The following is a 26,788-nucleotide window of genomic DNA, read 5'->3' as shown; positions in this document are numbered from 1 at the left end:
CGGCCGTCCGGCGGGCGGTGCGAGAACTCCTCCGTTGCCGCATGATACCCACGAGTAGCAATCGTGCCGCGAACCGCCGCGGTTAACGGCACGGCAAAGACCGCCCGTCGGCCCCGGCGCGCGCCGCCGGGTCGCCTACGCTTGAGCCGGTCGCACAACGCAAGCGGGTTCCGGGGGTCGCCATGTCGCTGCTCGAAGTGATCGCCCTGACCGTGGCCGACGCGCGCGCGGCGCAGGAGGGCGGCGCCGACCGCGTCGAGGTCGTCGCCGACATGGCCGCGGACGGGCTCACCCCCGACCCCGACCTCGTCGCGGCCATGCGCGAGGCCACGTCCCTGCCGATGCGGGTGATGCTGCGCGCCAACGCGGGGTTCCGCACCACGGGGGCCGAACTGGACCGGCTGCGCCGCGCCGCCGCGGGCCTCGCCGACGCGGGCGCCGACGGGTTCGTGCTCGGCTTCCTCGACTCCTCCGGCCACGTCGACGCGGGCGCCACCGGCAAGCTCGCCGCCGACACCGACCCGCTGCCCTGGACCTTCCACCGGGCGCTGGACCACGCCGCCGACCCGGCCCAGGCGTGGAGCGCCGTCCGCGCTTTCGGCGGGCGCCTGGACACGGTGCTGACCGCGGGCTCGGCCCGCGGCGTGGACGCGGGGGTCGACGTCCTCGTCCGGCGCGCCGTCGAGGACCCCGCCGCCGCCAAGATGATCATGGCCGGGGGCGGGCTGCGCCGCAAGCACGTCGCCGTCCTGGCCGCCGCGGGCGTCACCGCCTTCCACGTGGGCACCGCCGTGCGCCCGGACGGCGACTGGGACGCGCCGGTGGACCCCGTCCTCGTGCGCGAGTGGCGCACCCTCGTGGCGGCCGCCGCGGGCTGACGGCCCCCGCGCTCCGCCCGTTCACCCGGGCGGCCGGCGCCATTACATTCGGTGCATGAGGATCCATGTGGTGAGCGACGTCCACGGCCGCGCGGACGCGCTGGCGGGCGCGGCCGACGGCGCGGACGCGCTCATCTGCCTGGGCGACCTGATCCTGTTCATCGACTACCACGACCACGGGCAGGGGATCTTCGCCGACCTGTTCGGCCAGGACAACGCCGACCGCTTCATCGGGCTGCGCACCGAGAAGCGCTTCGACGAGGCCCGCGAGTTCTCCCGGCGCCTGTGGGCCTCGCTGGAGGGGGACGCCCGCCCGCACATCGAGCGGGCCGTGAACCGCCAGTACGCCGAGCTGTTCGCGGCCATGCCCGCCCCGGCGTACCTGACCTACGGCAACGTCGACGTCCCCCGGCTCTGGGACGCGCACCTGCGCGACGGCCACCACGTCCTGGACGGCCAGACCACCGAGATCGGCGGCCTGCGGTTCGGGTTCGTCGGGGGCGGCCTGCGCACCGAGTACCGCACCCCCTACGAGCTGGACGAGGAGACCTACGCGGCCAAGGTCGAGGCGGTCGGCGAGGTGGACGTGCTGTGCTGCCACATCCCGCCCGCCGTCCCCGACCTGCTGTACGACACCGTGGCGCGCAGGTTCGAGCGGGGCAGCGAGGCCGTCCTGGAGGCGATCCACCGCACGCAGCCGAAGTACGTGCTGTTCGGGCACGTCCATCAGCCGCTCGCGAGCCGGATCCGCATCGGCCGCACCGAATGCGTGAACGTCGGGCACTTCCGTGCGCGCGGTGTGCCCTACGTCCTGACGGTGTGAACCATACTTCTCTAGGGACAGCGGGCCCGCAGGGGTTCGGGGACGAGCCGGAGGGAGACGCAGATGGCGGACCGCACGAGTTCCTCCATCACGGTCAAGGCCGGGAGGTCCGAGGTCATGGCGGTGATCGCCGATCTCGGGGCGTATCCGGAGTGGGCGAGCGGCATCCGCGAGTTCACCGTGCAGGACAGGGGCGAGGACGGCCGCGCCGCCCGCGCCCGGCTGACGTTCGACGGCGGTCCGTTCAGCGACACCGTCGGGCTCGCCTACACCTGGGAGGGCGACGACCGGGTGACGTGGGAGCTGGTGGAGCCGGGCACGGTCGTCACCGGGCTGCACGGCGCCTACGGCCTGGCGGAGGAGGACGGCGTCACCGAGGTGACCTACGAGCTGGCGGTGGACGTCCGCATCCCCATGATCGGCATGGTGAAGCGCAAGGGCGAGAAGCGGATCATCGACTCGGCCCTCAGGGGCCTCAGGAGCCGCGTCGAGGGCTGAGCCCGCCGCGGGCGGTGGCCTGAACACGGCGCGGAGGCGATACCGTTCACGCCGACGACGGATGGAAGATGGAGACATGAGCGACCAGCCGGGCGACGTCCTGGACGAGGCGGCCAAGCTCGTCGACGCGTTGATCAGGCGGGTCGGCGGCGGCCGGGACGAGCGCGCGGGCCGGGCCGGGCCGGCCGGCGACGTGTGGGACCGTGCCATCGCCGACGAGCCGGGCGGGGACGCCCGCGGTCCGCACATCGCCACCGGCGCCCCCGAGTGCCGCGACTGCCCGGTCTGCCGGGCCATCGCGATCAAGCGGGAGTCCGGGGGCGAGGTGGGACGGCACCTGCGCGAGGCCGGGCGGTCGCTGATGGCGGCCGCGCTGGACGTCGCGGCGGCGTTCGACCGGACCCGCGCGCCCGGCGAGACGCGGAGGTTCGACCGGACCGGGCCGCCGGAGGCGTCGGAGGGCGCCGGGGCGGGTACGTCCGATCGGTCGGAACGTCCCGATCCGGGCGACCCGTGGTCGGCCGCCACCGGCGGCCCCATCGACATCGGGTAGAGCGTGGAGTGGCTCCAGCCAGGGGCGACGTGAGGAGGAGGAAGGGTTATATGGCCCTGACCATCGGCGTGGATGTGGGCGGCACGAAGGTGGCCGCGGGGGTCGTCGACGACCGGGGGACGATTCTGGAGAAGGTCCGCCGGCCGACTCCCTCGACCAACCCCAAGGAGACCGCCGAGACCATCGCCGAGGTCGTCGACCTGCTCAAGGGCAAGTACGAGGAGGTCGCGGCGGTCGGGCTCGGCACCGCGGGCTTCGTCGACGAGACCCGCTCCACCGTGCTGTTCGCGCCGAACCTCGCCTGGCGCGACGAGCCGATCAAGGAGAAGGTGGAGAGCCTCGTCGGGCTGCCGGTCGTCGTGGAGAACGACGGCAACGCCACCGCGTGGGGCGAGGCCCGGTACGGCGCCGGCCGCGGCGAGAACTTCCTCGTCCTGGTGGCCCTCGGCACCGGCATCGGCGGCGGCATCATCATCAACGGCGAGCTGTACCGGGGCCGGTTCGGCATCGGCGCGGAGATGGGGCACTTCCGGGTCGTCCCGGACGGGCGCCGCTGCGGCTGCGGCAACCGCGGCTGCTGGGAGCAGTACGCCAGCGGCAACGCCCTGGTGCACGAGGCGCGCGACCTGGCCCGGGTGGCGCCCGCGATGGCGGGGCGCCTGCTGGAGCTCGGCGGCGGCCGGCCCGAGGGCATCAGCGGCCCCGAGGTGTCGCAGGCGGCCCGGGAGGGCGACAAGGCGGCGCTGGAGTGCTTCCGGACGATCGCGCACTGGGCGGGCCAGGGCCTGGCCGACCTCAGCGCGATCCTCGACCCGGGCGCCTTCATCATCGGCGGCGGCCTGTCGGACGCCGGCGACCTGCTGCTCGACCCGATCCGCTCCGCGTTCGAGGACGCCCTGACCGGCCGCGGCCACCGCCCGCTGCCCGACATCCGGATCGCCGAGCTGGGATCCGCGGCGGGCATCGTCGGCGCCGCCGACCTGGCCCGCGTCCGCCCGTTCCAGGACGTGATCGTCTAGGCGTGGCCGCCGTCCGGCTGCTCTCCTACAACATCCGGTCGCTGCGCGACGACCCGGCCGCCGTGGCCCGCGTCGTCCGCGCGAACGCCCCGGACGTGGTGTGCGCTCAGGAGGTCCCGCGCTTCTGGGGGTGGCGGCTCCAGCGCCGCCGCCTGGCGCGGGCCTGCGGCCTGCGGATCGCGGCGGGACGGCGGGCCTGCGGGCTCGCCGTCCTCGCCGCGCCGCACGTGCGCCGGGTGGCCCGCGAGTTCCACCTGCTCACCCCGGACCCGGGCCTGCACCGCCGCGCCCTCGCGATCGCCGTCCTGGAGGTCGGCGGCGCCCGCCTGATCGCCGCGAGCACCCATCTGGACCTGGCGGACGGCCCGCGCCTGCGGCACGTCCACGAGATCCTCGCCCACCTGGACCGCGCCCGGGACCGCCACGGCGCCCCGGTGGTCCTCGCGGGCGACGTCAACGAGGAGCCGGGAGGCCCGGCCTGGTCGCTGCTGGCCGGCCGCTTCCAGGACGGCTACGCGGCGGCGCCGGCGGGCGGGGAGCTCACGTTCACCGCGCGCAGCCCGAGGCGCCGCATCGACGGCGTCTTCGCCGACCCGGCGGTCCGGATCGCCGCGTGCGGGGTGCCGCCCGACGAGGCCGGCGACCACGCCCTGGCCACCGACCACCGGCCCCTCCTGGCCGAGCTGGCGCCGCGCTAGACGACGGCCCCGTCGTCGGGGTCGCGGGGCTCGTCGCCCATGCGCAGGACGAGGGTGACGAAGCCGCCGATGAAGGCGGCGACGGCGAGGAAGGCGGCCCAGCCGGGGACCTCCCAGTCGAGGATGACGGTGACCAGCAGGTAGACGGGGCCGCCGATCAGCGCGATCCAGGCTCCCTTGGTGAGCGGGTCGGCGCTCGGCAGCGGCGGGGGAGGGGGCGGGACGTAGTGCCCCTCGTCGTCATCGTCGTCGCCGGCCGGGAACCCCGGCTCCTCGGCGGGCTTGATCACGCGGGCGCGGGGCAGCCGCCCCGTGCGGTCCTCGCCCTCGCCCGGGGGGTCGGCGGGCTCGTGGATGTTCTCCTCGTCGGGCCACGGGACCTCGTCGCCCTCGGGGACGGCGTCGTAGCCGGCGACGATCTCGGCCCAGATGGCGTCCTCGTCGCGCTCGGCGCCGCCGCCCGCCTTGCCCGCGGCCGGGTCGGCGAGGCCGGTCTCGGTGCGCTCCGCGGCGTCCTGGCGGTCGGGGTCGAGCAGGTCGGCGTCGGCGAGGTCGGCGCCCTCGCGCTCGGCGTCGCCTCCGCGCGCGGAGGCCTCGCGCAGCCGGGCGAGGTGCACGCGCAGGATGCCCTCGGCGGCCGGCTTCATGTCGACGTCCACGTACAGCCGGTCGAGGACGTCGCCGGCGACCGGCTCCGCGGCCGTCTCGGCGATCTCCGGCAGGCCCGACGGGGACGCCGCGTAGGCCGCGACGCCCGCCTCGCCGAGGGCCGCCAGCATCGCGTCCGCCAGATGCGGCGCGAGGTCGACCAGTGGGGCGTAGGTGTCCGCTGACAGTCCATTGCCACGGCGATTCACGGGGCCGGCTCCTTCGACGACTCCGGCGTGACCGGCAGCACCGGCATGGCGGCCTCCGCTCCCCCCATTGACATGTGATGCCCGGTCGCCCCCGCGCGGAGGCTCTCCCGGACACCCCGAAACGTGTGTCCCACGGTATTCGCTGCGCCGCGCGGGACAAGCCCCCGGGCGCACCCGATTGAGTTTTACCGCTCCGAGCCTACGGTTATTCCCGGACCGCCGCCGGTGGGCGGCCGGGTTCCGGTCCGGGGTACCAGCCGGTAGATCGGTGGGACGGAGAGTGGGAGGATGTCCCATCATCCCCGTCGGCAGGACCGGGGCACGCCCGCGCGGGGGCGTCCGGTCCGAGGGAAAGGTACCCGCATACGATGCTCTGGTTCTGGATCCTGCTGAGGATCGTCCTCTCCCCGGTCATGTATCTGCTGTGGTGGCCGCGGAACCGGGGGGCGCGCAACGTCCCGAAGCGCGGGCCGGCGCTGATGGTGAGCAACCACCTGTCGTTCGCCGACCACTTCTTCGGCCCGCTGCCGCTGATGCGCCCGATCTTCTTCATCGGCAAGGGGGAGTACTTCACCGGCAGGGGGATCAAGGGCCTGGTCAGCAAGGGCTTCTTCACCGGAGTCGGGGTGGTGCCGGTCGACCGGACGGGCGGCTCGGCGGCCGAGGCGGCGCTGCGGACGGGGCTGCGGATCCTCGGCGAGGGCAAGCTGCTCGGCATCTACCCCGAGGGCACCCGGGCGCCCGACAACCGGCTGTACCGCGGCAAGACGGGGGTCGCGCGGCTGGCGCTGAAGTCGCGCGTGCCGGTGATCCCGATGGCGATGGTCAACACGTTCGAGCTGATGCCGCCCGGCAGGCCGTACCCGCGGCTCGGGATCCGGCCGGGCGTCCGGTTCGGCGAGCCCCTGGACTTCTCCCGCCACTACGGCCGCGAGGACGACCACGAGGTGCTCCGCGAGATCACCGACGAGATCATGAGGGCGATCAGGGAGCTGTCCGGGCAGGAGTACGTCGACCGCTACGCCGCCGAGGTGAAGGCCGAGATGGCCGGCAAGGAGGTGCGTCCGGTCGAGGACGACGGAGGGCTGAGTGACGGCGGCTGAGCCGCGCGGGACGGGCCTGGAGACGGCGCTGTGGCGCGCCGTGGCCGTCTACCGCGGGCTCGCCCTGTGCTACGCCGCGGTCGTGATCGCCATGAACGCCGGCGGCTACGCCCACCCGCTCGGCGGCTGGGCCGTCCTCGCCGTCATGGCCGGATGGACCTGCTACGCGTCGTTCGCCTTCGGGCCCGCCATGTTCGCCGCGGGCGGCCCCGGGCGGCGCGGCCGGGTGATGCTGGGCGCCGACCTCGCCGTCGCGGCGGGGTGCGTGCTGGCGACGGCGTGGGTGGAGACGTCCCCGAACATCTCCGCCGGCCGCCCGACTCTGCCGGTGTCGTGGGTGGCGGCCGCGGTGCTGGCCTGGGCGGTCGCCGGCGGGCGGCGGGCGGGCATCGCCGCCGCGGCCGTCCTGGCCGCCGCGAACCTCATGGTGCACGCGATCGCCGAGACGGGCGACGGCATCGGCGGCACGACGTTCAACGGCATCGTGCTGCTGTTCCTCGCCGGCCTCGTCGTCGGGCACGTCGTGCGGCTGGCGCGGGAGGCGGAGGCGCGGCTGGCGCGGGCCGTCGAGCTGGAGGCGGCGACCCGGGAGCGCGAACGGCTGGCGCGCCGCATCCACGACTCGGTGCTGCAGGTCCTGGCGATGGTGCAGCGGCGCGGCGGCGAGCTCGGCGGCGAGGCGGCCGAGCTCGGGCGCCTCGCGGGCGAGCAGGAGGCGGCGCTGCGCTCCCTCGTCGGCGCGGGCCCGGCCGCGCCGCCCGCGGAGGCCGCCGGCGCCGGGACGGACCTGCGCGCTCTGCTGGCCGGGCACGGCTCCACCTCCGTGACGGTCTCGACGCCCGCCACGGAGGTGCGGCTGCCGGCGCACGCCGCCGGGGAGGTCGAGGCGGCGGTGGCGGCGGCGCTCGACAACGTCCGGCGGCACTGCGGCGACGGGGCGCGCGCGTGGGTCCTGCTGGAGGACGGCCAGGGCGAGGTCACCGTCAGCGTCCGCGACGACGGTCCGGGCATGCCCCCCGGGCGGCTGGACCGGGCGGCGGCGGACGGGCGGCTCGGCGTCGCCCAGTCCATCCGCGGCCGCATCGCCGACCTCGGCGGCAGCGTCTCGATCGTCTCCGCGGAGGGCGAGGGGACCGAGGTCGAGATGAGCGTGCCGCGGGCTAGGGTGTGACCGTGAGCGACGTTCCCCTCCGGCCCCTCCGGGTGATGGTCGTGGACGACCATCCGATGTGGCGCGAGGCGGTGGCCCGCGACCTGGCCGAGGCCGGCCACGACGTGGTCGCGACGGCGGGGGAGGGCCGCGCCGCGGTCCGCATCGCGGCCGCCGCGCGCCCGCAGGTCGCCGTGGTCGACCTCCAGCTGCCCGACCTCAGCGGGGTCGAGGTGACCCGGCGCCTCGCGGCCGCCGAGCCGCCCGTCCGCGTGCTGGTGCTGTCGGCGAGCGGCGAGCAGCAGGACGTCCTGGAGGCGGTGAAGGCGGGCGCGACCGGCTACCTGCTCAAGTCCGCCGCCCGCGAGGAGTTCCTCGACGCCGTCCGGCGGACCGGCGAGGGCGACGCCGTCTTCACCCCCGGGCTCGCCGGGCTCGTCCTCGGCGAGTACCGCCGCCTCGCCGCCGCCCCGGCCCGCGAGGACGACGACGCGCCGCGGCTGACCGAGCGCGAGACCGAGGTGCTGCGCCTCGTCGCGAAGGGGCTGACGTACAAGCAGATCGCGCAGCGCCTCGTCCTGTCCCACCGCACGGTGCAGAACCACGTGCAGAACACCCTCGGCAAGCTCCAGCTCCACAACCGCGTCGAACTCGTCCGCTACGCCATCGAGAAGGGCCTCGACGAGGAGGAGTAGCGCGGGGCGAACCGCCGCGGCGGCGCATGCGTCTCAACACGCAAAGGCGCATAGCGACGGGGGAGCACGTCATGGCGGACGACATCCTGGGGCCCGCGCTGGGGTTCCTCGCGGCCCACGTCCTGATCGGGGTCGTTCTGCTGGCGATCCTGCGGCGCATGCGTACCCCGGCACTGCGGGGCACTCCCCCCACTCGCGAGCTGCACCCGTACGAGGTCGCCTACCTGCGCGGCGGGGGACGGCACGCGATCGCCGCCTCGATCACGGCGCTGCGGCTGGACGGCGCGGCCGACGCCTACGCCGACGGCCGCCTGCTGGCCAGCGAGCCGTCCGCCGCCGGCCCGCGTGCGGCCGGGACGCCGCTGGACGCGGCGGTCTTCGGGGCCGTCGCGCACCTGCGGGCCGGGACGCTCGCCGAGCTGACCGCCGAGCCGGGCGTGCGGGCGGAGCTCGACCGGCTCCGCGACGGGCTCGCCGCGCAGGGCATGGTGCTCGCACCGGCCGGGCGCCGCCGGCTGCGCAACCTCCAGCTGGTCATGTTCGGGTGGATCATGCTGGGCTTCTGCGTCTTCGTGATGACAGACGCCTTCGACGGCTTCCCGGCCAAACTCGTCCCGCTGGCCGCGCTGGGCGGCCTCAGCCTCGGAGCCGTCGCCCTCGGTCCGGGCGCCGAGCGGACGCGGGAGGGCGAGCGGGCCGTCGAGCGTCTCAAGGAGTCCCAAGCCGCCCTCGACCCGGCGAGCAGGCCCTCCTACGCCGGGCTGCCGGCCCCCGCCGCGCTGATGGGCGTGGCACTGTTCGGCACGGCCGCGCTCATGGCGCTCGACCCGGTGTTCGCCCAGACCGTGGGGCTCGGCCGGTACCTGGAGATGGCCGGAGTCGCGTCCTCCTCCGGCGGCTCCTCGGGCTCCTCCTGCTCCTCGACCGCCTCGGTGTGCTCGTCCTCCTCCTGCGGGGGCGGCGGCTCGTGCGGCGGCGGCAGCGGCGGCGGCGGCTGCGGAGGGGGAGGCGGCGGCTGCGGGGGCGGCGGCGGTTGCGGCGGAGGGGGCTGACATGCGGCTGGCCGTGGGGATCGGCTGGCGGCCCGAGATCGCCGGGTTCGTCGGCGCGCTGCCGGGGCTGCGCTTCACCGAGGTGATCGCCGAGTCGGTGCACCCGGAGGCGCCCGCCCCCGAGCTGCTCGCGCTGCGCGACCGCGGCGCGCGGATCGTCCCGCACGGGGTGCGGCTGTCGCTCGGCGGCGCCGAGCCCGTCTCCGCCGAGCGCGTGGCGCACCTGGCCGCCTGCGCCGAGGCGCTCGGCGCGCCGCTGGCGAGCGAGCACGTCGCGTTCGTCCGCGCGGGCGGCGTCGAGGCCGGGCACCTGCTGCCGGTGCCGCGCACCCGGGCCGCCCTGGCCGCGCTGACCGCCAACATCCGCCGGACGCAGGCGGAGCTGCCCGTCCCGCTGGCCGTCGAGCCCATCGCCGCGCTCTTCGACTGGCCGGACGCCGAGTACACCGAGGCCGACTTCCTGACCGAGCTGCTGGAGCGCACCGGCGCCCTGCTGCTGCTGGACGTCGCCAACGTGTACGCCAACGCGCGCAACCGGGGCGAGGACCCCGCCGACCTCCTCGACCGCCTGCCCCTGGACCGCGTCGCCTACTGCCACGTCGCGGGCGGCTCGCAGGAGGGCGGGCGGTACCACGACACGCACGCCGCGGCCGTCCCCGCGGAGGTGCTGGAGCTGGTCGCGGAGCTGTGCGCGCGGTGCCGCCCGCCCGGTCTCCTGCTGGAGCGCGACGGCCGCTACCCGCCCGCCGGCGAGCTGCGCGCCGAACTGGACGCCATCGCCGCCGCCTCCGGACTGGAGCCCGTCACGTGAGCGGGTTCGACGCCGGGCTGGCGGCGGCGCAGGAGGCGCTCGTGCGGGCCATGACGTCGGGCGGCCCGATGCCGGAGGGGTTCGACGCCGAGGCGGTGCGCGCCGCCGCGCACGGGATCCTGGTCAAGCGCGCGGGCGAGGTCGCCCGCGCCTGGCCCGCGCTGGCCGCCTCGTACGGGACCTCCTGGAAGGCCGCCTTCGCGGCCTGGGCCGCCGGGCGCCCGACCCGCGGCTCCTTCCGGGACGGCTGGGACTTCGCCCGCGCCGACCCGGGGCGACTCGCGGGCGACCCGGGGCGACTCGCGGGCGACGCGGCGCGGGAACTCGCGCTGGCCGAGCTCCGATGGTCCTATGACGGGCAGGACCCGCCGCGCCCGCGCGGGGCCGCGGCGCGGCGCGTGCCCGGCGGTGCGGCGGTGGTCTTCCGGGGACGGGTCCGCGTCTTCGGCCGGGGCCCGTCGCGCTGAGGGCGCCGTCCCGGGAACGAAGTGCCGCGGGGCCCCGCCACGGGCTATGGTCTAGACCAATGGCGGCGCGCCGGAAGATCCGGCGCGGGCCCGGCGCCGCCGCGTGCGGCGACTAGGCTGGAAACGTGGACCGAGGGAGGAGCCCGGTGGCGGGAGAAGGTGACGGCATGCGCGTCGGAGTGCTGACCGGAGGCGGGGACTGCCCCGGCCTGAACGCGGTGATCCGCGCGGTCGTCCGCAAGGGCGTCCAGGTCTACGGCTACGAGTTCGTCGGCTTCCGGGCCGGCTGGCGCGGCCCCCTCGAAGGCGACACCGTGGCCCTCGACATCCAGGCCGTGCGCGGGATCCTGCCCCGCGGCGGCACGATCCTCGGCTCCTCGCGGACCAACCCGGTCAAGGTCGAGGGCGGCGTCGAGCGGATCAAGGACAACCTCGCGGGCCTCGGCGTGGACGCGCTGATCGCCATCGGCGGCGAGGACACCCTCGGCGTCGCGCGCGAGCTGTACGCGAACGGCGTCAACGTCGTCGGCGTCCCCAAGACGATCGACAACGACCTGAACGCCACCGACTACACCTTCGGGTTCGACACCGCGGTGAACATCGGCATGGAGGCCGTCGACCGGCTGCACACCACCGCCGAGAGCCACCACCGCGCGCTGATCTGCGAGGTCATGGGCCGGCACGCGGGCTGGATCGCGCTGCACGTCGGCATGGCCGCCGGCGCCAACGTCATCCTCATCCCCGAGCGGCCCTTCGACATCGAGAAGGTCTGCCAGTACGTGGAGAGCCGGTTCAAGACCCGCTACGCCCCGATCATCGTGGTGTCGGAGGGCGCGCACCCGATCGACGGGCAGATGGCCCTGCAGACCGGGGAGCGCGACTCGTTCGGGCACGTCCGGCTCGGCGGCATCGGGCAGGCCCTCGCCGACGAGATCGAGAAGCGCACCGGCAAGGAGGCCCGCGCCACCGTGCTCGGGCACATCCAGCGCGGCGGCACCCCGACGGCGTTCGACCGCGTCCTCGCCACCCGCTTCGGCCTCCAGGCGATCGACGCCGTGAAGGACGGCGACTACGGCAAGATGGTCGCCCTCCAGGGCACCGACATCATCCGCGTCGGCCTCGACGAGGCGACGAAGGAGCTCAAGACCGTCCCGCTGGAGCGCTACTCCGAGTCCGAGGTCTTCTTCGGCTGATCGTCCCGCCGTGCGGGAACAGGGAATGCGGGTCGCGGTGTTGGCCTCTCTGGGCCACACTGGAGGTCCTCTCTTTACCCTGTTCCCGCCAGGAGGATCACGCATGACCACGCTCGACACCGCGCCCGGCACCGCGGCGGCGGACGTCCGGGAGCAGTCGCCGGTCGACGGCGAGCCGTGCGTGCTGCTCAAGCTGGGCGAGGTCGTCCTCAAGGGCAAGAACCGCGAGCAGTTCGAGCGCCGCCTCGCCGACAACGTGCGCACGGCCGTCCGGCCGATCGCCCGGGTGGACGTCGTCCGGCGGCACGGCGTCTTCATCGTCCGCAAGCACGATGCCGACCTCGCCACCATGGAGCGGGTCGCGCAGCGGATCACCGACGTCATGGGCATCGTGTGGGCGCACCGCGCCTGGCGGGTCGGCAAGGACCTCGCCAGCGTCGAGCGCGCCGCGCTGGAGCTCATGGACGGGCGGACCGGCGCGTTCGCCGTCCGGTCCCGGCGCCGCGACAAGCGGTTCCCGATGACCTCCACCGAGCTCGACCGGCACATCGGCACGCTCGTCACCGACCGCTACGGCCAGCCCGTCCGGCTGAAGAACCCCGAGCACACCCTGTCGATCGAGGTCGACCGCGACGAGGTGTTCGTCTACTCCGGCGGCCTCGCCGGTCAGGGCGGACTGCCCGTCGGGATGAGCGGCCGCGGCCTCGTGCTGATGTCGGGCGGGATCGACTCGCCCGTCGCCGCGTACCGGATGATGCGCCGCGGCCTGCGCGTCGACTACCTGCACTTCTCCGGCATGCCGTTCACCGGCCCCGAGTCGATCTACAAGGCGTACGCGCTGGTCCGCGAGCTGGACAAGTTCCAGACCGGGTCCCGGCTGTTCGTGGTGCCGTTCGGCAAGGCGCAGCAGCAGATCAAGTCGTCCGGCGCCGACCGGCTCGCGGTGATCGCGCAGCGGCGGCTGATGCTGCGCACCGGCGAGGTCCTCGCCCGGCGGCTGCGCGGCTCCGCGCTGATCACCGGTGACGCGCTCGGGCAGGTGTCCAGCCAGACGCTCGCCAACATCACCGCGCTGGACGACGCCGTCGAGCTGCCCATCCTGCGGCCCCTCGTCGGCATGGACAAGGTCGAGATCATGGACCAGGCGCGCCGCATCCGCACCCTGACGATCTCCGAGCTGCCCGACGAGGACTGCTGCACGCTGCTCGCGCCCCGCCGCGCCGAGACCCGCGCCAAGATCGGTGACCTGCGGCAGATCGAGAAGCGCCTCGACGTCGGCGAGCTCGCCGACCAGCTCGCCGCGTCCGTCCAGGAGCACCGCCCCGCCTACGGCGACCCGGTCGCCTGACCCGCCGCTCCGCGCCCGCCCGACCGGCTGGAGCCTGCCACGGCCGGCCGGCCGGGCGTCACGGCACGAAGACCTCCGCTGCGGTGTGGAGCCCGAACATCTCCACCACGACGGAGGTCTTCCTCATCACCACGGCTTGGGCCTGTGTCGAAGGGGGCTTCGGCCATGCGCGCGAACGCGTGAGCTGGCCGGTGGAGCGAAGCCGGAGGCGAGCGGAACCGGGCTGATCGCGAAGCGATGCCGCGTTCGCCCCAGGCCCGGTCACGTAGCGAGCCGCCAGGCGAGCGGAGTGGGCCGGGACTGCGAAAACACAGTCTAGCGGGCGTCGAAGTCCGTCGGGCGGGGCGGCTCGGGGCCGTCCGGGCCCATCAGGGTGATCCGCTCGATGCGGACGATGCGGAAGCGGCGGCCCGCGACGGCGATGCCGTTGCGGCGGGTGTCGTCCTCCATCAGCTCCGCCGCCTCGGCGAACCGGGCGAGGTCCGCCTCGGCGGGGCTCTCCACCGCCGGCACCACGTGCCGGAAGTAGGTGGCCAGCGAGTCGCGGGCCTGCCACGGCGCGTCGTAGAGGCGGCCCACGGGACGCCACCGCCGCTCGCCGCGCTCGGCGACGGTGAACGCGGGCGCCAGCGCGACCGGGGTGAGGAACGCGCCGGACGGCTCGTTCCCCGTGGCCGCCGCGGCGTCCAGCACCTGGCACAGCAGCTCGGCGGTCGCGAGGTCCGCCCCCGGGCCGTCGTCCGGCAGCAGCTCGTGCGGCCGGGCGGGCGGGAGGCGCCCGGCCGTCGGCAGCGGGTCCAGATCGGTGGGGCGGGGCGGCTCGGGGCCGTCCGGGCCGGTGCGGGCCAGCTGCTCGATCCGGGCGATCCGGAACCGCCGGCCGCCCGCGATCACCTCGTCGGCCGGCTCGCGCCGCAGCGTCCAGGCCGCGGCCGCCAGGTCGCGCGCCCGCGCGCCGGAGCCCGGCGCGGCCCGGTCCTCCAGGTGGTCGGCGAGGATCTCGCGCGCGCCCTGCGGCAGCGGGTCGAACGGGCACACGACCTGCCAGCCGCCCGGAACCCGCTCGGCGGCGGTGAACACGGCGCCGAGGGCCACCAGTTCCGGGTAGGCGGCGAGGGCGCGGCGGGCGTCCGCCAGCAGCACCGCGGCGACCGGGTCGACGCCGTCCAGGTCGTCCGGGAACAGCCGCCCCCCGGCGTCACCATCTCCCGTCGTCATGCCGGTCATCATCCTCGCCGAACCCGCGCCCGGCCAATGGTTCAGACCATTTCGTTACCGCGCTGTGCGCCGCCGCCGCTTGCGCCGCCGCCGCGCCCGCGCCGGCGGGCGGGCGCCACGAGGACCACCAGGCTCGCCGCCAGCAGCGCGAGGCCGCCCAGCGCCGCGCCGCCCAGCCGCTCGCCCAGCAGGACGGTGCCGAGCACCGCCGCCACCGCCGGCTCCGCGAGCGTCAGGGTCGTCGCCGTCGTCGCGGGCGTCGTCCGCAGGCCCCGGGCGAACAGCAGGTAGCCGCCGCCCGTGGTGACCACGCCGAGGTAGAGCGCGATGATCGCGCCGCTCCCGGTGAGCAGCCAGCCCGTGGGCCCGGCGAGCAGCACGGGGATCAGCGGGAGGGCCGCCGTCCCGAACAGCGCCGCGGCGACGGCGCGGTCCTCCTCGCCCCGGGTGATGAGGACGGACGCCACCGTGGCGTACACCGCGTACGACAGCCCGGACAGCAGGGCCAGCCCGATGCCGAGCGGCTCCGCGCCCGCGTCCCGGCCGCCGCCGACGAGCAGGGCGCAGCCCGCGACGGCCCCCGCCGTGGAGAGCGTCCACCGCCCCGTCAGCACCGACCGGCGGGCGACCAGCCCGATCACGCCGGTGAACACGGGCGCGCTCCCGATCGTGACGACGGTGCCGATCGCGACTCCGGTGCGTCCGGCGGCGACGAAGAACGCCGTCTGGTAGACGGTGACGGCGATCGCGCCGAGGCCGACGAGCGGCAGGTTGCGGCGGTCCGCCACCAGCCGGCGGAGCCCCGCGCCGCCGCGCGTGGACGCGGCGAGGGCCAGCAGCACCAGGCCGCCGACGACGATGCGGATCGCGGCGACCGAGTACGGGGTCGCGCCGTCGGCGAACGTGCGGACGGTGCCGGTCGTGCCCCACAGGGCCGCCGCCAGCAGGACGTCGGCGCCGCCGCGCCGGGCACGGGACCGCGCGGACTTTTCGGACGCGCGCCGAAGGAAGGTGTTCTGTGACACGGAAGAAGCTCCTGGGCTCGAATCGGGAGGAGAGATCCGGATTCGGGGCGCAGGGCGGCGCGGCCGGGCGCGTGTTCGCGCCGGCCGTGCCGATCAGCAGGGAATGCGTTCGCCGCGCCCCGTCAGGAGCGCGGCGGCCCGCAGTCGGGTGCCCAGTAAGCCATGGTTCAGGACGATACCCGCTCGGTGCCCCCGGGGGACACCGAGCGGTCGGGCGGGATCGGGCGGGATGAGGCGGGGTCAGGCGGGCACGGCGTCGGGGTCCTCGCTCCTGGTGAGGGAGCGGCCGACGATCGGAGGCAGGTCGCGGGCGAGCTTGGCGAGCTCGCGCAGGTCGCCGTCCACCAGGGCCTGCGGGCCGTCGCACAGGGCGGTCTCCGGGTGCGGGTGCACGTCGATGATCACGCCGTCGGCGCCGACCGCGATCGCCGCGCGGGTCAGCGGCAGGACGAGGTCGCGGCTGCCGCCCGAGTGCGACGGGTCCACGATGACCGGCAGGTGGGAGAGGCGCTGCGCCACCGGCACCGCGGAGATGTCGAGGGTGTTGCGGGTCGCCCGCTCGAACGTGCGGATGCCCCGCTCGCACAGCACGATGTCGAGGTTGCCGCGCTGCGCGACGTACTCGGCGGCCATCAGCCACTCCTCGATCGTCCCGTTCATGCCGCGCTTCAGCATGACCGGCTTGCCCGCCTCGCCGGCGGCCTGCAGCAGCGCGAAGTTCTGCGCGTTGCGGGTGCCGATCTGGAGCATGTCGGCGTAGGAGGCGACGAGCTCGACGTCGGCGGCGTCCACGACCTCGGTGACGATCGGCATGCCGGTCTCCTCGCGGACGTCCGCGAGGATGCGCAGCCCGGCCTCCCCGAGGCCCTGGAACGCGTACGGGGACGTGCGCGGCTTGAACGCGCCGCCGCGCAGCAGCGTCGCGCCCGCGGCCTGCGCCATCTGCGCCGCGCCGAGGGTCTGCTCGGGGGTCTCCACCGCGCACGGGCCGGCGATCAGCGTCATGGTGCCGGGGCCGATCGGCACCCCGCCGACCCGGACGACCGACCGCTCGGCGTGGTGCTCGCGGCTCACCAGCTTGTAGGGGGCGGAGATGCGGACGACGTCGCTGACGCCGCGCATCCCGCGCAGGTTCAGCGAGCCGAACTGCTGGACGTCGCCCACCAGCCCGACGATGGTCCGTTCCACCCCGCGGCTGACGAAGGCGTCGCCGCCCGCCGTCTCGACCAGTGAGACGACGGCTCTGACATCCGCTTCGCTGGCCTCCGGGGCCATGACGACGACCATGGGTTCACTGCCTCTCCATCAGGCCCCGGGAGGCCGGCCGGTCCCCGGAACGACGAAAGCCCCGGGCCGGCCGGCCCGGGGCTTTCGCCTTGTGGTCTGTCAGCGCAGCGTCTGGCAGACCAGCCGTCCGGGCTGGTCGGGCCAAAAGAAATACACGACGTTGCGCACGGGGAAAGCCTAGCCGATGTCCGGGCGCGCGGTTCCGCGCGCACCCCGGATATGGCTCAGCTCACTCCGGATGGCAGGATGGCCGCGTCATGACCCACCCCGAACAGTCCGCGCCGCAGCCGGGCGAACTGCCGCCCGGGCAGTACGTCCCCCGGGGCTGGCCCGTCCTGCACTACGGACCCGTGCCGAAGTTCCGTCCCAAGGACTGGGATTTCCGGGTCTTCGGCGCCACCGAGTCGGGGGAGCACCACCGCTGGAACTGGGACGAGTTCGACGCGCTGCCGAAGGCCACCGCGGTCGCCGACTTCCACTGCGTCACCAAGTTCACGATCCCGGACAACGAGTGGCAGGGCGTCTCCGGCATGACGATCGTCGAGCTGGCGCCGCCGGCGCCGGACGTCACGCACGTCATGGTCTGGGCCGAGTACGGCTACAGCGCCAACATCCGGATGAGCGACTTCCTCACCGAGGGCACGATGTTCGCCACCCACCGCGACGGCGAGCGCCTCACCCCCGACCACGGCTTCCCCGTCCGCATCGTCATCCCGCACCTGTACGCGTGGAAGAGCGTGAAATGGGTCCGCGGCGTGGAGTACCTGGTGAAGGACCGCCGGGGCTTCTGGGAGGAGCGCGGCTACCACAACGTGGCCGACCCGTGGCGGGAGCAGCGCTACTCATACCAGGAGGACGAGGGCGAGTCGCCCCCGCTGTGACCGGTCCGCCGTCATCGGTCCTCCGGAACGGGCCTTCCGGCGGGCCGAGCGTGTCCCATTCGAGACCTCGGTAAATCGGCAACAGGCGCACCCGCGGCGATGATAGCCATTACCGTACGTTTCCATGGACCTACCGTCCGTCACAGATGTCGTGGCGTGCGCCGCGGCAGCCGGGGCCAGCGGGGTCTGGGCGCCGCGCCGGTGGTGCCTCCTCCCGCGGCGCGGGCCCGCCGATCCGGCGGAGGCGGCGGCGCTCGCCGCCCTGCACCTGATCGCGCACGCCGCGCCCCCGCTGCGGGCCGGGCTCACCGGCGACGCGGCGCGCCGGGCGACCCGCCTGCTGCGCTCGCTGCTCGGCGCCGAGGCGGTCGCGATCGTGGCGGTGCGCCCGCCGGAGGATCCGGGCGCCCCGGACGCGACCGGCGACCCCGGCGACCCCGGCGACCCCGGCGACCCCGGCGAACCGGGCGGCCCCGGCGAACCGGGCGGCGCCGCGCGGGACGCGCCGCGGCTGCTGGCCTGGGACGGCGCGGGCCGCGGCGCCCACGCCGGCGAGGCCGTCGCGCACGCGCTGCCCGTGCTGACCTCCGGCCGGCCCCGGGTCATCACGCCGGAGCCGCTCGCCTGCGGCGATCCGCACTGCGGCGTCCAGGTGGCGATGGTCGCCCCCCTCGCCGTCGAGGGCCGCGTCGAGGGGGCGCTGACCGCCTACTGGCCGAGCCCGTCCACCGCCCGGGTCCGCGCGGTCGGGGAGGCGGCCCGGCTCGTCACCGGGCAACTCGAACTCGCCGGGCTGGACGCGGCCCGCGTCCGCCTCGCCGAGGCCGAGATGCGCGCGCTGCGTGCCCAGATCTCGCCGCACTTCGTCTACAACTCGCTGACCACGATCGCCTCCTTCGTCCGCACCGACCCCGAGCGGGCCCGCGGCCTGCTGCTGGACTTCGCCGACTTCGCCCGCTACTCGTTCCGCAACCCGCGCGACTTCACCACGCTCGCCGACGAGCTGCGCTCGATCGACCGGTACCTGCTTCTGGAGCGCGCCAGATTCGGCGAGCGGCTGCAGTGCAACGTCGAGGTCGCCCCCGAGGTGCTGCCGGTCGCCGTCCCGTTCCTCGCGCTCCAGCCGCTCGTCGAGAACGCCGTCCGGCACGGCATGGCCGGGGGGCGCCGCGCCTTCCACATCTCGATCGTGGCCCGCGACTCCGGCGCCGAGGCCGCGATCAGCGTCGAGGACGACGGGATCGGCATGGACCCCGAGCGGCTCGAAGAGATCCTCTCGGCGCCCCTCGGGCGTCCCGGGCCCACCGGGTGGGGGAGCGTCGCCACCCACGACCGGCCGGAGGGCGCCCCCGGCATCGGCCTCGCGAACGTCGACGCGCGCATGCGCCAGGTCTACGGGGACGAGTACGGCCTCACCGTCGAGACAGCGCTCGGCGCCGGAACCAAGGTCAAATTGCGCGTCCCGAAGTACCGTCCGGGCGTCTTTCCCGACTGAGGCGCGATCCGGGCGACACGCCACTCACTTTTCGGAACCGATTGCGGACAGACGGTAATCGCGGCAAAGTCGCCCTCATGCTGCACGTCCTCGCCGTCGACGATGAACGCCCGGCCCTGGAGGAGCTGACCTACCTGCTCAGCAAGGACCCGCGGATCACGCGGGTCGCCGGCGCCGCGGACGCCTCGGCCGCGCTCCGCGACCTGAGCCGGATGCTCGTCGAGGGCGAGGGCCTCGACGCCGTGTTCCTCGACATCCGCATGCCGGGCCTCGACGGGCTCGACTTCACCCGGCTGCTGACCGCGTTCGCCGCGCCCCCGCACGTGGTGTTCGTGACCGCGCACGACGACTGCGCCGTCGCCGCCTACGAGCTCGGCGCGCTCGACTACCTGCTGAAGCCCGTCCGCCCGGAGCGGCTCGCCGAGTCGGTCCGGCGGGTGGCGGCGGCCGTCCGCCGGCCGTCCCCGCCCGCGGGCGACGCCTCGCCCGACCCCGACGACGAGATGATCCCCGTCGAGCTCGGCGGGCGGACGCGGCTGGTGTCCCGCCGGGCCGTGACCCACGTCGAGGCGCAGGGCGACTACGTGCGGCTGCACACCGCCGACGGCGGCTACCTGGTCCGCATGCCGCTGTCGGCGCTCTCCAAGCGGTGGGAGGGCGCGGGGTTCATCCGGATCCACCGCAGCACCCTCGTCGCGGCCGCCCACATCACCGAGCTGCGCTTCGACGGCGGCCGGGCCGCGGTCCAGATCGGGGACGAGCTGCTCCAGGTCAGCCGCCGCCACACCCGCGAGGTCAGGGACCAGCTGGTCCGCAAGTTCCACCAGCCGGACGAGGACGCCGGGGCCCCGGGGGAGGTCCGCGATGACCGATGAACGCCGCGACGCGGTGGCGGGGGCGGCCGTCCGCCCCCGCTCCCAGCCGGAGGGCGCGCCGCCGGGCCGGGCCCGGGCCGCCGGGACCGCCCCTCCCGACACCGCCCCGGCGGACCCCGATCCGCCCGATACCGTCCCGGCCGGGCCCGACGCGCTCGTCCCCGGCCCGCCGATCGGCGCCGCCGAGACCCGGCGCCTCATCCGCGCCCAGCTGCGCACCGCCCTCGGCACCGGCGCGTTCGTCATGACCGTGGTGACGGCGCTCCCGGCGCTGATGGCGATCGTCCCGGCGGTGGCGCGGGCCCGCGTGCACGGCGTCCCGCTGCCCTGGCTCGTCCTCGCGTTCGGCATCCAGCCGGTCTGGGTCGCGGCGTCGTTCCGCCAGCTCGGCCGCGCCGAGCGCGCCGAGCGCGACCTCACCGGGCCGGCGGGCCGGCGATGACCGCCGTGGCGGTGGCGGCGGTGCTCCTGGTCCTGCTGCTGGCGACCGCCTCGCTCGGCGCGTGCGACCGCCGCTCCGCCTGCACCGCCTCCGACCTCCTGGTCGCCTCCCGGGGCGTGACCCCCTGGCGCAACGCCTCCGCGATCAGCGGCGAGTACCTCTCCGCCGCCGCGTTCCTCGGCACCGCCGGGCTCGTGCTCGCCTACGGCGCCGACATGCTGTGGCTGCCGGTCGCGGCCACCGCCGGATACGTCCTGCTCCTGGCGTTCGTCACCGCGCCGCTGCGCCGGTCCGGCGCCTACACCGTCTCCGACTTCGCCGAATGGAGGCTCGGCTCCCCGGCCGTGCGCCGCATCGTCACCTGCTGCGTCTGCTTCATCGGCTGGTTCTACCTGCTGCCGCAGTTCCAGGGCGCCGGCGTGACCCTGCGCGTGATGACCGGCGCCCCGGTGTGGGCGGGCTGGGCCGTCGTCGTGGCGGTCACGCTGCTGATCGTCGCCTCCGGCGGGATGTGCAGCATCACCGCCGTCCAGAGCGCCCAGTTCTGGGTGAAGCTGGTCGCCCTCGCCGTGCCCGCCGTGGCGCTGCTGGCCATGTGGCAGATGGACGGCCGTCCCGACCCCGTCGCCGGCGGGCCCGCGCGGTTCCCGCACGCCACCCGGGTTTGCGTGAGCACCGAGGTGGCGGTCACCGCGCCCGAGGCCGTCCTCGTCACCGCCCGGGGCCGCGTGGACGGAGCCCGGCACGGCGGCGGGGCGGTGACCCTCGCCGCGGGCCGCCACACCATCGGTCCGGGCGCCGAGGTGGTCTTCCCGGCCGGCGCGCCGGTGCCCCATGCCGAACGCCTGCCCGTCCAGAGCGGCGAGACCTGGGCCACCCCCTTCGGCCGCGGGGAGGAGCACGGCTTCTACCGCACGTACTCGGCGCTCCTGGGCATCCTGCTCGGCACCATGGGGCTGCCCCACATCCTCATCCGCTTCTACACCAATCCGAGCGGAAGCACCGCCCGCCGAACGGCCGCCCTGGTCCCGGTCCTCCTCGCGCTCTTCTACGTCTTCCCCACCGTGTACGCGGCCATGGGACGCCTCTACGCTCCCGAACTGCTGATGACGGGCGACACCGACGCGACCGTCCTGCTGCTGCCGCAGCGCATCCCCGGGCCGGCCGGCGCGCTGCTCACCGGGCTCATCACCCTCGGCGCCTTCGCCGCGTTCATCTCCACCTCCTGCGGCCTCGTCGTCACCATCGCCGGCACGGTCACCCAGTGCGCCCGCCGCAGCGGCGTCGCCTCCTTCCGCGTCGCCACCGTGTTCGCGCTCGCCGTCCCGCTCGCCCTGCTCCCGAGGATCGGGACCCAGAACGCCGCCGGCCTCGTCGCCCTGGCCCTCTGCGTGTCGGCGTGCTCCCTGTGCCCGCTCCTCCTGCTCGCCATCTGGTGGCGCGGCCTGACCGCCGCCGGGGCAGGCGCCGGCCTGCTCCTCGGCACCGGCCTCGCCGTCGGCTCGGGAGTCCTGCACCTGTACGAGGTCCCCCTGACGGGCTGGACCGCCGCCGCCGTGGCCGAACCCGCGGCCCTGATCGCCCCCGCCGTGTTCGCCGTCATGGTCGCGGTCTCACTCCTGACCCGCAGCCGCGTCCCCCGCCGCGCCGACCGCGCCCTGACGAAACTGCACCTCCCCGAAGACGTGTTCGCCCGCTGAGTCCCGATTTGAACCATTCTTGACGGCGCTCCGGCCGCCCCACCCGGGCCCGAGACCGCTCGTCCCGCCGCAGGGACCGCTCATCCGACGACTACGCTCCGTATATCTATGACTACACACCGTTCATCGACAGTCGCGCCGTCGCGGTGTCCACAGGCGGCGACACCCCTCTAGTGTTCTCAGTGGCACCACACGTCACACCGCCCCGAGGGGCGGGCGGTCCCCGGCCGCGAACCCTCTCACAAGAGCAAATCCGGAGATCCGGCGACAAATGCCGGATCGTGAGTCGCAGGATCCCGTACCGGGGGGGTGGGATCCCGCGACCTGTGGCTCAGGCGCCGCTGAACAGTCGGGGGGTTGTTCAGCGGCGCCTGAGTCGTTTTTTATTGCTTTTTCTCCTCCTTCGGGCCTGGCGGCCCTCCATCGTCGATAAAGCGGGCGATCGCTGGCATCGCTTCGGCTCGCCTTGCGGCTCGCTTCGCGATCAGTTTCTCGCAAGCTCGAAACTGCCTTCGGACGCGATCGCGGCCCTGGTGCGGGGTTGCGGTGGTGGCTGGGGTTGTTGCAGTAGTGGGTGCGGGTGAGTGTTCTGGGCTGGGCCTCTTGCGGTGCTCTTCTTTCGGGCTCTGAGGGCCCTTCATCGTGGAGCACCGTGGCTGTGGCCGGTTCGCTTCGGCTCGCCTTGCGGCTCGCTTCGCGCCCGAAGGGCAGGTTCTCGCCGCTTGAAACTGCCTTCGGGGTGTGGGCCCTGTCGCGGGGAGGCAGGGGTGGCGCTCTGGCTCAACCGCGGAGGCGTTTCAGGGTTTCTATGTCTTTGGCGTGGGGGGCGGGGGCTCGGCCTGGGGTTTCGATGATGAAGGGGATGCCGGCCGTGGCGGGGTGGCGGAAGAGGTCGGCGAAAGGGGGCTCGCCTATCTGGCCGGCGCCTATGTTCTCGTGGCGGTCCTTGGCGGAGGCGCAGGCGTCCTTGGAGTCGTTGGCGTGGACCAGCTTCAGGCGGCCCTCGCCCACGGCGGCGACCAGGGCGTCGAGGGTGTCCTTGACGCCGCCCGGGGCGGCCAGGTCGTGGCCGGCGGCGAAGGCGTGGCAGGTGTCGAAGCAGACGCCGAGCTTCGGGTGGTGGTCGAGGCGCTCGAAGAACGGGGCCAGGTCCTGGACCTTGGCGCAGAGCATGTTGTTCTGGCCCGCCATGGGCTCCAGGAGCAGGTCGGGGCCGTCCTCGGGGATCTCGTCGAGGAGCGGCAGGACGTGCTCGCGGACCTGGGCCATGGCCTCGTCGTAGGTCCGGGTGACGGCGGAGCCGGTGTGGACGACGACGCCGCGGGCGCCGATGGCGCGGCCCCGGGTCAGGGAGTGGCGGACGGCCGCGAGGGACTTGTCGAGCGTCTCCGGGGTGGGGGAGCCGAGGTTCACCAGGTACGGGGCGTGGACGTAGACGGGGAGGTCCTCGTCGCGGAGCTTGGCGTCCTCGGCGGGCCTCCCCTCGGGCAGGGCCCAGCCGCGGGGGTTGGAGACGAAGACCTGGACGGCCTCGGCGCCGATCTCGGCGGCGTACTTCAGGCCGCCGGTGGCGAGGCCGCCGGCCACGGGGACGTGCGCCCCTACGGGGCTGACGGGTACGCGATTGATGGGTGAGGTCATGGCGCGTTCAGACTAGCCGGTCAGGGGCCCCGGACGATCGTGACGGTGGAGCCGCGCGGGGCCTCGCCGCTGTTGGGCGACTGGAAGCGGACGACGTTGCCGCCGAAGCCCGTCACGTTCACCTGGAAGCCGGAGTCCTCCAGGGCCTTCTTGGCGTCGTTGACGCGCCGGCCGGTCAGGTCGGGGACGGGGACGTTCTGGTTGCCGTCGCCGTCGTCGCAGCCGAACTGGAAGGGGCCCGCGTCGACGATGCAGTCGCGCTTGTTGACGACGATGGTGACCTTGTCGCCGCGGGAGACGCCGGTGCCCTCCGACGGGTCCTGCTCGATCACCGTGTCGGGGTCCTTGCCGTCGACCTGCTTCTTCTTGACGGTCACGTCCAGGCCCATCGAGCGCAGCTGGTTGGCCGCCGCGTCGCCGTTCTGGCCGACGAGGCCGGGCATCGACATGCCCGTGGAGACGACGATCGCGACCGGCACGTCGGGGGACTGCTTCTCGCCGGCGTCCGGGTCGGTGCTGATGACGTCGCCCTTGGAGACGGTCTGCGAGGGGGTGGTGCTCGTCCGGCCGACGGTGAAGCCCTTGTCCTCCAGGGTCTTCTTGGCGTCGGCGAGGGACTTGCCTCCGACGTCGGGGACCTCGCGGGGCGTGATGCCCCGGGAGGGCGTGAGGGTGACCGTCTGGCCCTTGGCGACGCGGGCCCCGGCGGCCGGGTCGGACTTGGCGACGCCGCCCTTGTGGACGCGGTCGCTGTAGACCGCCTTGGCGGTGCGCACGTCCAGGCCGTCGGACTCCAGCTGGTCGCGGGCGTCGGCGACCTTCATCCCGATGATCGAGGACGGGACGTGCTCGTACTGGCCGGACGTCTGGTACCAGACGGCCCAGCCGAGGATGACCGCCGCGACCAGGCCGATGGCGATCAGGACGTAGCGGCCGGTCAGCGCCCCGAGGGCGCGGTCGGTCTTCGTGGGGCGGGCGTACCGGGGCGCCAGGGTCTCGGCGTCCATGACGGCGGTGCGGCCGTGGGCGGGCAGGGCCTCCATGACGCTCGTCGCGTTGCGGGACGACTCCTCGACGCGGCGGTCGAAGTCGCGGGGCAGGCCGCCGAACGCCTCGGCGACCTCGGCCAGGTACTGGTTCGCGTCCTGCGGGCGGCGCGGAGGCTCGTGGCTCGTGGCGTCGGTGACCAGGGCGTCCACCTGCGGGGGGATGCCGGGGACGACGCTGGACGGCGGAGGCACCGTCTCGTTCACGTGCTTGTAGGCGACGGCGAGGGGCGTGTCGCCCTGGTGCGGCAGCCGTCCGGTCATCAGCTCGAACAGCATGATCCCGGCGGCGTAGACGTCGGAGCGGACGTCGGCGTTGCCGGACAGCACCTGCTCGGGCGCCAGGTAGCCGACCGTTCCGATGATCATGCCGGTCTTGGTCATCTTGCTGGCGGTCTCGGCCCGCGCGAGGCCGAAGTCGGCGACCTTGACCTGGCCGTCCTCGGTGATCAGCACGTTCTCGGGCTTGACGTCGCGGTGCACGAGCCCGGCCCGGTGCGCGGCGCCGAGCGCGGCCAGCACCGGCTGCATGATCTCCAACGCGGCGCGGGGGCCGAGCCGCCCGAGCGAGTTCAGCGCGTCGCGCAGGGTGCGGCCGGCGACGTACTCCATCACCAGGAAGACGTGCTCGCCGTCGGTGCGCTGGTCGTAGACGGCGACGACGTTCGGGTGGGACAGCGCCGCGGCGGCCTTGGCCTCGCCGATGAAGCGGGCGACGAAGTCCTCGTCGGAGGCGAGTCCGGCGTGCATCACCTTGATCGCGATGACGCGGTCGAGCCTGAGGTCGCGCGCGAGGTAGACCGTGGCCATGCCGCCGCGCGCGATGCGGGACTCAATGCGGTAGCGCCCGTCGAGCACGCGCCCGACGAGTGGGTCTGCAACCGTCGTGTCCATCGGTGCGAGTTTACGGGCGAATCCGCATGGATCTCATCAGTCGTGAGTATGAGCATCGATGAGCCCGGAGGGTGAGTCCGGGGCGCCCGGTTCGGGAGTGACGGGCGGGACGCGGCGGCGCAGCGTCCGCGTGCTGCGGGAGACGGCCACGCCGGTGAGGCACAGCAGCCCGCCGCAGAGGGTGACCAGGCCGGGGACCTCGTCGAGGAACAGCCACGACATCCCCACCACGAGGGCGGGCGCGGCGTAGGTGGTGGCGCCCATCTTCCCCGCGGTCGTGCGGGCGAGGGCGTACCCCCAGGTCGTGAAGGCGACCGCGGTCGGGAAGACGCCCAGATAGACCATGTTGAGGGTGGCGCCCGCCGAGGCGTCCGCGGCCTGCGAGACGAGCTGCCCGGAGAACGGCAGGCAGGCGAGCGCGCCGATCGCGCAGGCGAACGTGGTGAACTGCAGCGCCGACGCGTGCCTCAGCGCGGGCTTCTGGGCGACGACGCCCGCCGCGTAGGTGACGGCGGCGGCCAGGCAGAGCAGCACCCCGCCGACGGAGGAGCGGCCGTCGCCGGACATCGACAGCCCGACGACGGCGGCGCCGGCGAACGACACGGCCATGCCGAGCATCAGCCGGGACGACAGGCCCTCCTTCAGCAGCCAGCCGCCGAGGAGCGCGATGAGGATCGGCCCGATGTTGACGACGAGGGCGGCGGTGCCCGCGTCCACCAGCTGCTCGCCCCAGTTCAGCGCGACCATGTAGGCGCCGAACCACAGGACGCCGGCGGTGGCGATGCCGGGCCAGGCGGCCCTGGGCGGCAGGCCCTCGCCCCGGATGAGCCAGAGCGTCCCCAGCACGACCGTCCCGGAAAGGAGGCGGCCGAGGGCGAGGGCTCCGGGGCCGTAGTCGGCGCCCGCGCTGCGGATGGCGACGAAGGCCGAGGCCCAGAACACCACCGTGACCGTCGCCGCCGCCACCGCGAGCCTGCCGGCGCGCGCGCCTTCGTCCTGCTGCATGTCACGCACCTTAGGGAGGGGACGCTTCCATCAACACCGAAGCGATCTGTGGGGTCGCGCCCCGGTACGGCCCAGTCTGGTGGCGGGTGACTTTGCAGGTCCAGCGACTATTTCTTCAGACGGATCTTTAGCGT

The 26,788-nt window shown here is 74.5% G+C and carries 26 protein-coding genes; 19 read left to right on the top strand and 7 right to left on the bottom strand.

Annotated elements, in window-relative coordinates; all coding sequences use genetic code 11:
• The first annotated feature begins 182 nt into the window (after positions 1-182).
• The 6 genes from ACQEU6_RS15135 to ACQEU6_RS15110 all read left to right on the top strand — a co-directional run bounded on the left by ACQEU6_RS15135 (position 183) and on the right by ACQEU6_RS15110 (position 4,469).
• Positions 183-878, top strand: coding sequence for a copper homeostasis protein CutC (locus ACQEU6_RS15135; protein ID WP_499332478.1), 696 nt, complete (start codon positions 183-185; stop codon positions 876-878).
• 55 nt (positions 879-933) lie between these two features.
• Entirely contained in the window at positions 934-1,701 is a 768-nt protein-coding gene (locus ACQEU6_RS15130; RefSeq protein ID WP_499332475.1) for a metallophosphoesterase family protein, read from the top strand.
• 63 nt (positions 1,702-1,764) lie between these two features.
• A complete protein-coding gene (locus tag ACQEU6_RS15125) occupies positions 1,765-2,199 on the top strand; it encodes an SRPBCC family protein (protein WP_499332473.1) in 435 nt (144 codons plus the stop codon).
• Between the two features lie 76 nt (positions 2,200-2,275).
• Positions 2,276-2,752, top strand: coding sequence for a hypothetical protein (locus tag ACQEU6_RS15120; protein WP_499332471.1), 477 nt, complete (start codon positions 2,276-2,278; stop codon positions 2,750-2,752).
• Between the two features lie 50 nt (positions 2,753-2,802).
• On the top strand, positions 2,803-3,771 hold the full coding sequence (locus ACQEU6_RS15115) for an ROK family glucokinase (protein ID WP_396080074.1): 969 nt from the start codon (positions 2,803-2,805) through the stop codon (positions 3,769-3,771).
• A 2-nt stretch (positions 3,772-3,773) separates the two neighbouring features.
• The gene (locus tag ACQEU6_RS15110) at positions 3,774-4,469 is read left to right on the top strand and encodes an endonuclease/exonuclease/phosphatase family protein (RefSeq protein ID WP_499332469.1); all 696 of its coding nucleotides are present in this window, start codon (positions 3,774-3,776) and stop codon (positions 4,467-4,469) included.
• On the opposite strand, the gene ACQEU6_RS15105 is transcribed toward ACQEU6_RS15110, so the two are convergent.
• Positions 4,466-5,326, bottom strand: coding sequence for a hypothetical protein (locus ACQEU6_RS15105; protein WP_499332467.1), 861 nt, complete (start codon positions 5,324-5,326; stop codon positions 4,466-4,468). The two genes, ACQEU6_RS15110 and ACQEU6_RS15105, sit on opposite strands and share 4 nt — an antisense overlap.
• A gap of 368 nt (positions 5,327-5,694) precedes the next feature.
• Here ACQEU6_RS15105 and ACQEU6_RS15100 point away from each other — a divergent pair, with 368 nt between their 5' ends.
• The 8 genes from ACQEU6_RS15100 (at position 5,695) to thiI (ending at position 13,145) form a co-directional block, all read left to right on the top strand.
• Positions 5,695-6,429 carry a lysophospholipid acyltransferase family protein gene (locus ACQEU6_RS15100; protein WP_499332466.1) on the top strand — a complete coding sequence of 245 codons (735 nt, stop codon included), beginning with the start codon at positions 5,695-5,697 and terminating at the stop codon, positions 6,427-6,429.
• On the top strand, positions 6,416-7,600 hold the full coding sequence (macS, locus tag ACQEU6_RS15095; protein ID WP_499332465.1) for a MacS family sensor histidine kinase: 1,185 nt from the start codon (positions 6,416-6,418) through the stop codon (positions 7,598-7,600). Before ACQEU6_RS15100 ends, macS begins: the two co-directional genes overlap by 14 nt.
• Positions 7,601-7,635: 35 nt before the next feature.
• Positions 7,636-8,274 carry a response regulator gene (locus ACQEU6_RS15090; RefSeq protein WP_499340199.1) on the top strand — a complete coding sequence of 213 codons (639 nt, stop codon included), beginning with the start codon at positions 7,636-7,638 and terminating at the stop codon, positions 8,272-8,274.
• A gap of 71 nt (positions 8,275-8,345) precedes the next feature.
• Positions 8,346-9,326, top strand: coding sequence for a TIGR04222 domain-containing membrane protein (locus tag ACQEU6_RS15085; protein WP_499332464.1), 981 nt, complete (start codon positions 8,346-8,348; stop codon positions 9,324-9,326).
• A 1-nt stretch (position 9,327) separates the two neighbouring features.
• Complete coding sequence (locus tag ACQEU6_RS15080) at positions 9,328-10,137, top strand: MbnB/TglH/ChrH family RiPP precursor modification enzyme (protein WP_499332462.1); 810 nt, start codon at positions 9,328-9,330, stop codon at positions 10,135-10,137.
• Positions 10,134-10,604 (top strand): SCO6045 C-terminal-like domain-containing protein, encoded by a 471-nt coding sequence (locus ACQEU6_RS15075; RefSeq protein ID WP_499332460.1) that lies wholly within the window; start codon positions 10,134-10,136, stop codon positions 10,602-10,604. The genes ACQEU6_RS15080 and ACQEU6_RS15075 overlap by 4 nt, the downstream gene beginning before the upstream one ends.
• 167 nt (positions 10,605-10,771) lie before the next feature.
• A complete protein-coding gene (locus ACQEU6_RS15070) occupies positions 10,772-11,797 on the top strand; it encodes a 6-phosphofructokinase (RefSeq protein ID WP_499332458.1) in 1,026 nt (341 codons plus the stop codon).
• A 103-nt stretch (positions 11,798-11,900) separates the two neighbouring features.
• Positions 11,901-13,145, top strand: a complete 1,245-nt coding sequence (gene thiI, locus ACQEU6_RS15065) for a tRNA uracil 4-sulfurtransferase ThiI (RefSeq protein ID WP_499332456.1) — start codon at positions 11,901-11,903, stop codon at positions 13,143-13,145.
• A gap of 315 nt (positions 13,146-13,460) precedes the next feature.
• Here the strand turns inward: thiI and ACQEU6_RS15060 are convergent, their stop codons facing one another.
• The 3 genes from ACQEU6_RS15060 to aroF form a co-directional block, all read right to left on the bottom strand.
• Positions 13,461-14,363 (bottom strand): DUF5954 family protein, encoded by a 903-nt coding sequence (locus ACQEU6_RS15060; protein WP_499332455.1) that lies wholly within the window; start codon positions 14,361-14,363, stop codon positions 13,461-13,463.
• A gap of 41 nt (positions 14,364-14,404) precedes the next feature.
• Positions 14,405-15,388: a DMT family transporter gene (locus tag ACQEU6_RS15055; RefSeq protein ID WP_499332453.1), complete on the bottom strand. Its 984-nt coding sequence runs from the start codon at positions 15,386-15,388 to the stop codon at positions 14,405-14,407.
• Between the two features lie 240 nt (positions 15,389-15,628).
• Positions 15,629-16,675 (bottom strand): 3-deoxy-7-phosphoheptulonate synthase, encoded by a 1,047-nt coding sequence (gene aroF / locus ACQEU6_RS15050; protein WP_499332451.1) that lies wholly within the window; start codon positions 16,673-16,675, stop codon positions 15,629-15,631.
• A 257-nt stretch (positions 16,676-16,932) separates the two neighbouring features.
• On the opposite strand from aroF, the gene ACQEU6_RS15045 reads away from it, so the two are divergent.
• The 5 genes from ACQEU6_RS15045 (at position 16,933) to ACQEU6_RS15025 (ending at position 22,068) form a co-directional block, all read left to right on the top strand.
• Positions 16,933-17,556: a sulfite oxidase-like oxidoreductase gene (locus tag ACQEU6_RS15045; protein WP_499332450.1), complete on the top strand. Its 624-nt coding sequence runs from the start codon at positions 16,933-16,935 to the stop codon at positions 17,554-17,556.
• A 124-nt stretch (positions 17,557-17,680) separates the two neighbouring features.
• Positions 17,681-19,051, top strand: coding sequence for a histidine kinase (locus tag ACQEU6_RS15040; RefSeq protein WP_499332448.1), 1,371 nt, complete (start codon positions 17,681-17,683; stop codon positions 19,049-19,051).
• A gap of 77 nt (positions 19,052-19,128) precedes the next feature.
• Positions 19,129-19,926, top strand: a complete 798-nt coding sequence (locus tag ACQEU6_RS15035; protein WP_499332446.1) for a LytR/AlgR family response regulator transcription factor — start codon at positions 19,129-19,131, stop codon at positions 19,924-19,926.
• Positions 19,916-20,368, top strand: a complete 453-nt coding sequence (locus ACQEU6_RS15030) for a hypothetical protein (RefSeq protein WP_499332444.1) — start codon at positions 19,916-19,918, stop codon at positions 20,366-20,368. The genes ACQEU6_RS15035 and ACQEU6_RS15030 overlap by 11 nt, the downstream gene beginning before the upstream one ends.
• Complete coding sequence (locus ACQEU6_RS15025; RefSeq protein WP_499332443.1) at positions 20,365-22,068, top strand: sodium/solute symporter; 1,704 nt, start codon at positions 20,365-20,367, stop codon at positions 22,066-22,068. The genes ACQEU6_RS15030 and ACQEU6_RS15025 overlap by 4 nt, the downstream gene beginning before the upstream one ends.
• Positions 22,069-22,848: 780 nt before the next feature.
• Here the strand turns inward: ACQEU6_RS15025 and ACQEU6_RS15020 are convergent.
• From ACQEU6_RS15020 to ACQEU6_RS15010, 3 genes are read right to left on the bottom strand one after another with little or no spacing between them, the layout of a single operon-like run.
• Positions 22,849-23,709, bottom strand: a complete 861-nt coding sequence (locus ACQEU6_RS15020) for a deoxyribonuclease IV (RefSeq protein ID WP_499332441.1) — start codon at positions 23,707-23,709, stop codon at positions 22,849-22,851.
• 20 nt (positions 23,710-23,729) lie between these two features.
• Complete coding sequence (pknB, locus tag ACQEU6_RS15015) at positions 23,730-25,649, bottom strand: Stk1 family PASTA domain-containing Ser/Thr kinase (RefSeq protein WP_499332439.1); 1,920 nt, start codon at positions 25,647-25,649, stop codon at positions 23,730-23,732.
• A 36-nt stretch (positions 25,650-25,685) separates the two neighbouring features.
• Positions 25,686-26,654 (bottom strand): DMT family transporter, encoded by a 969-nt coding sequence (locus tag ACQEU6_RS15010; protein ID WP_499332438.1) that lies wholly within the window; start codon positions 26,652-26,654, stop codon positions 25,686-25,688.
• Between the last annotated feature and the right edge of the window lie 134 nt (positions 26,655-26,788).

This window comes from Spirillospora sp. CA-108201 (assembly GCF_050936235.1).
Lineage (GTDB): Bacteria > Actinomycetota > Actinomycetes > Streptosporangiales > Streptosporangiaceae > Spirillospora.
Note: the sequence above shows the minus strand (reverse complement) of the source record. Positions and strands in the feature narration are given on the sequence as shown.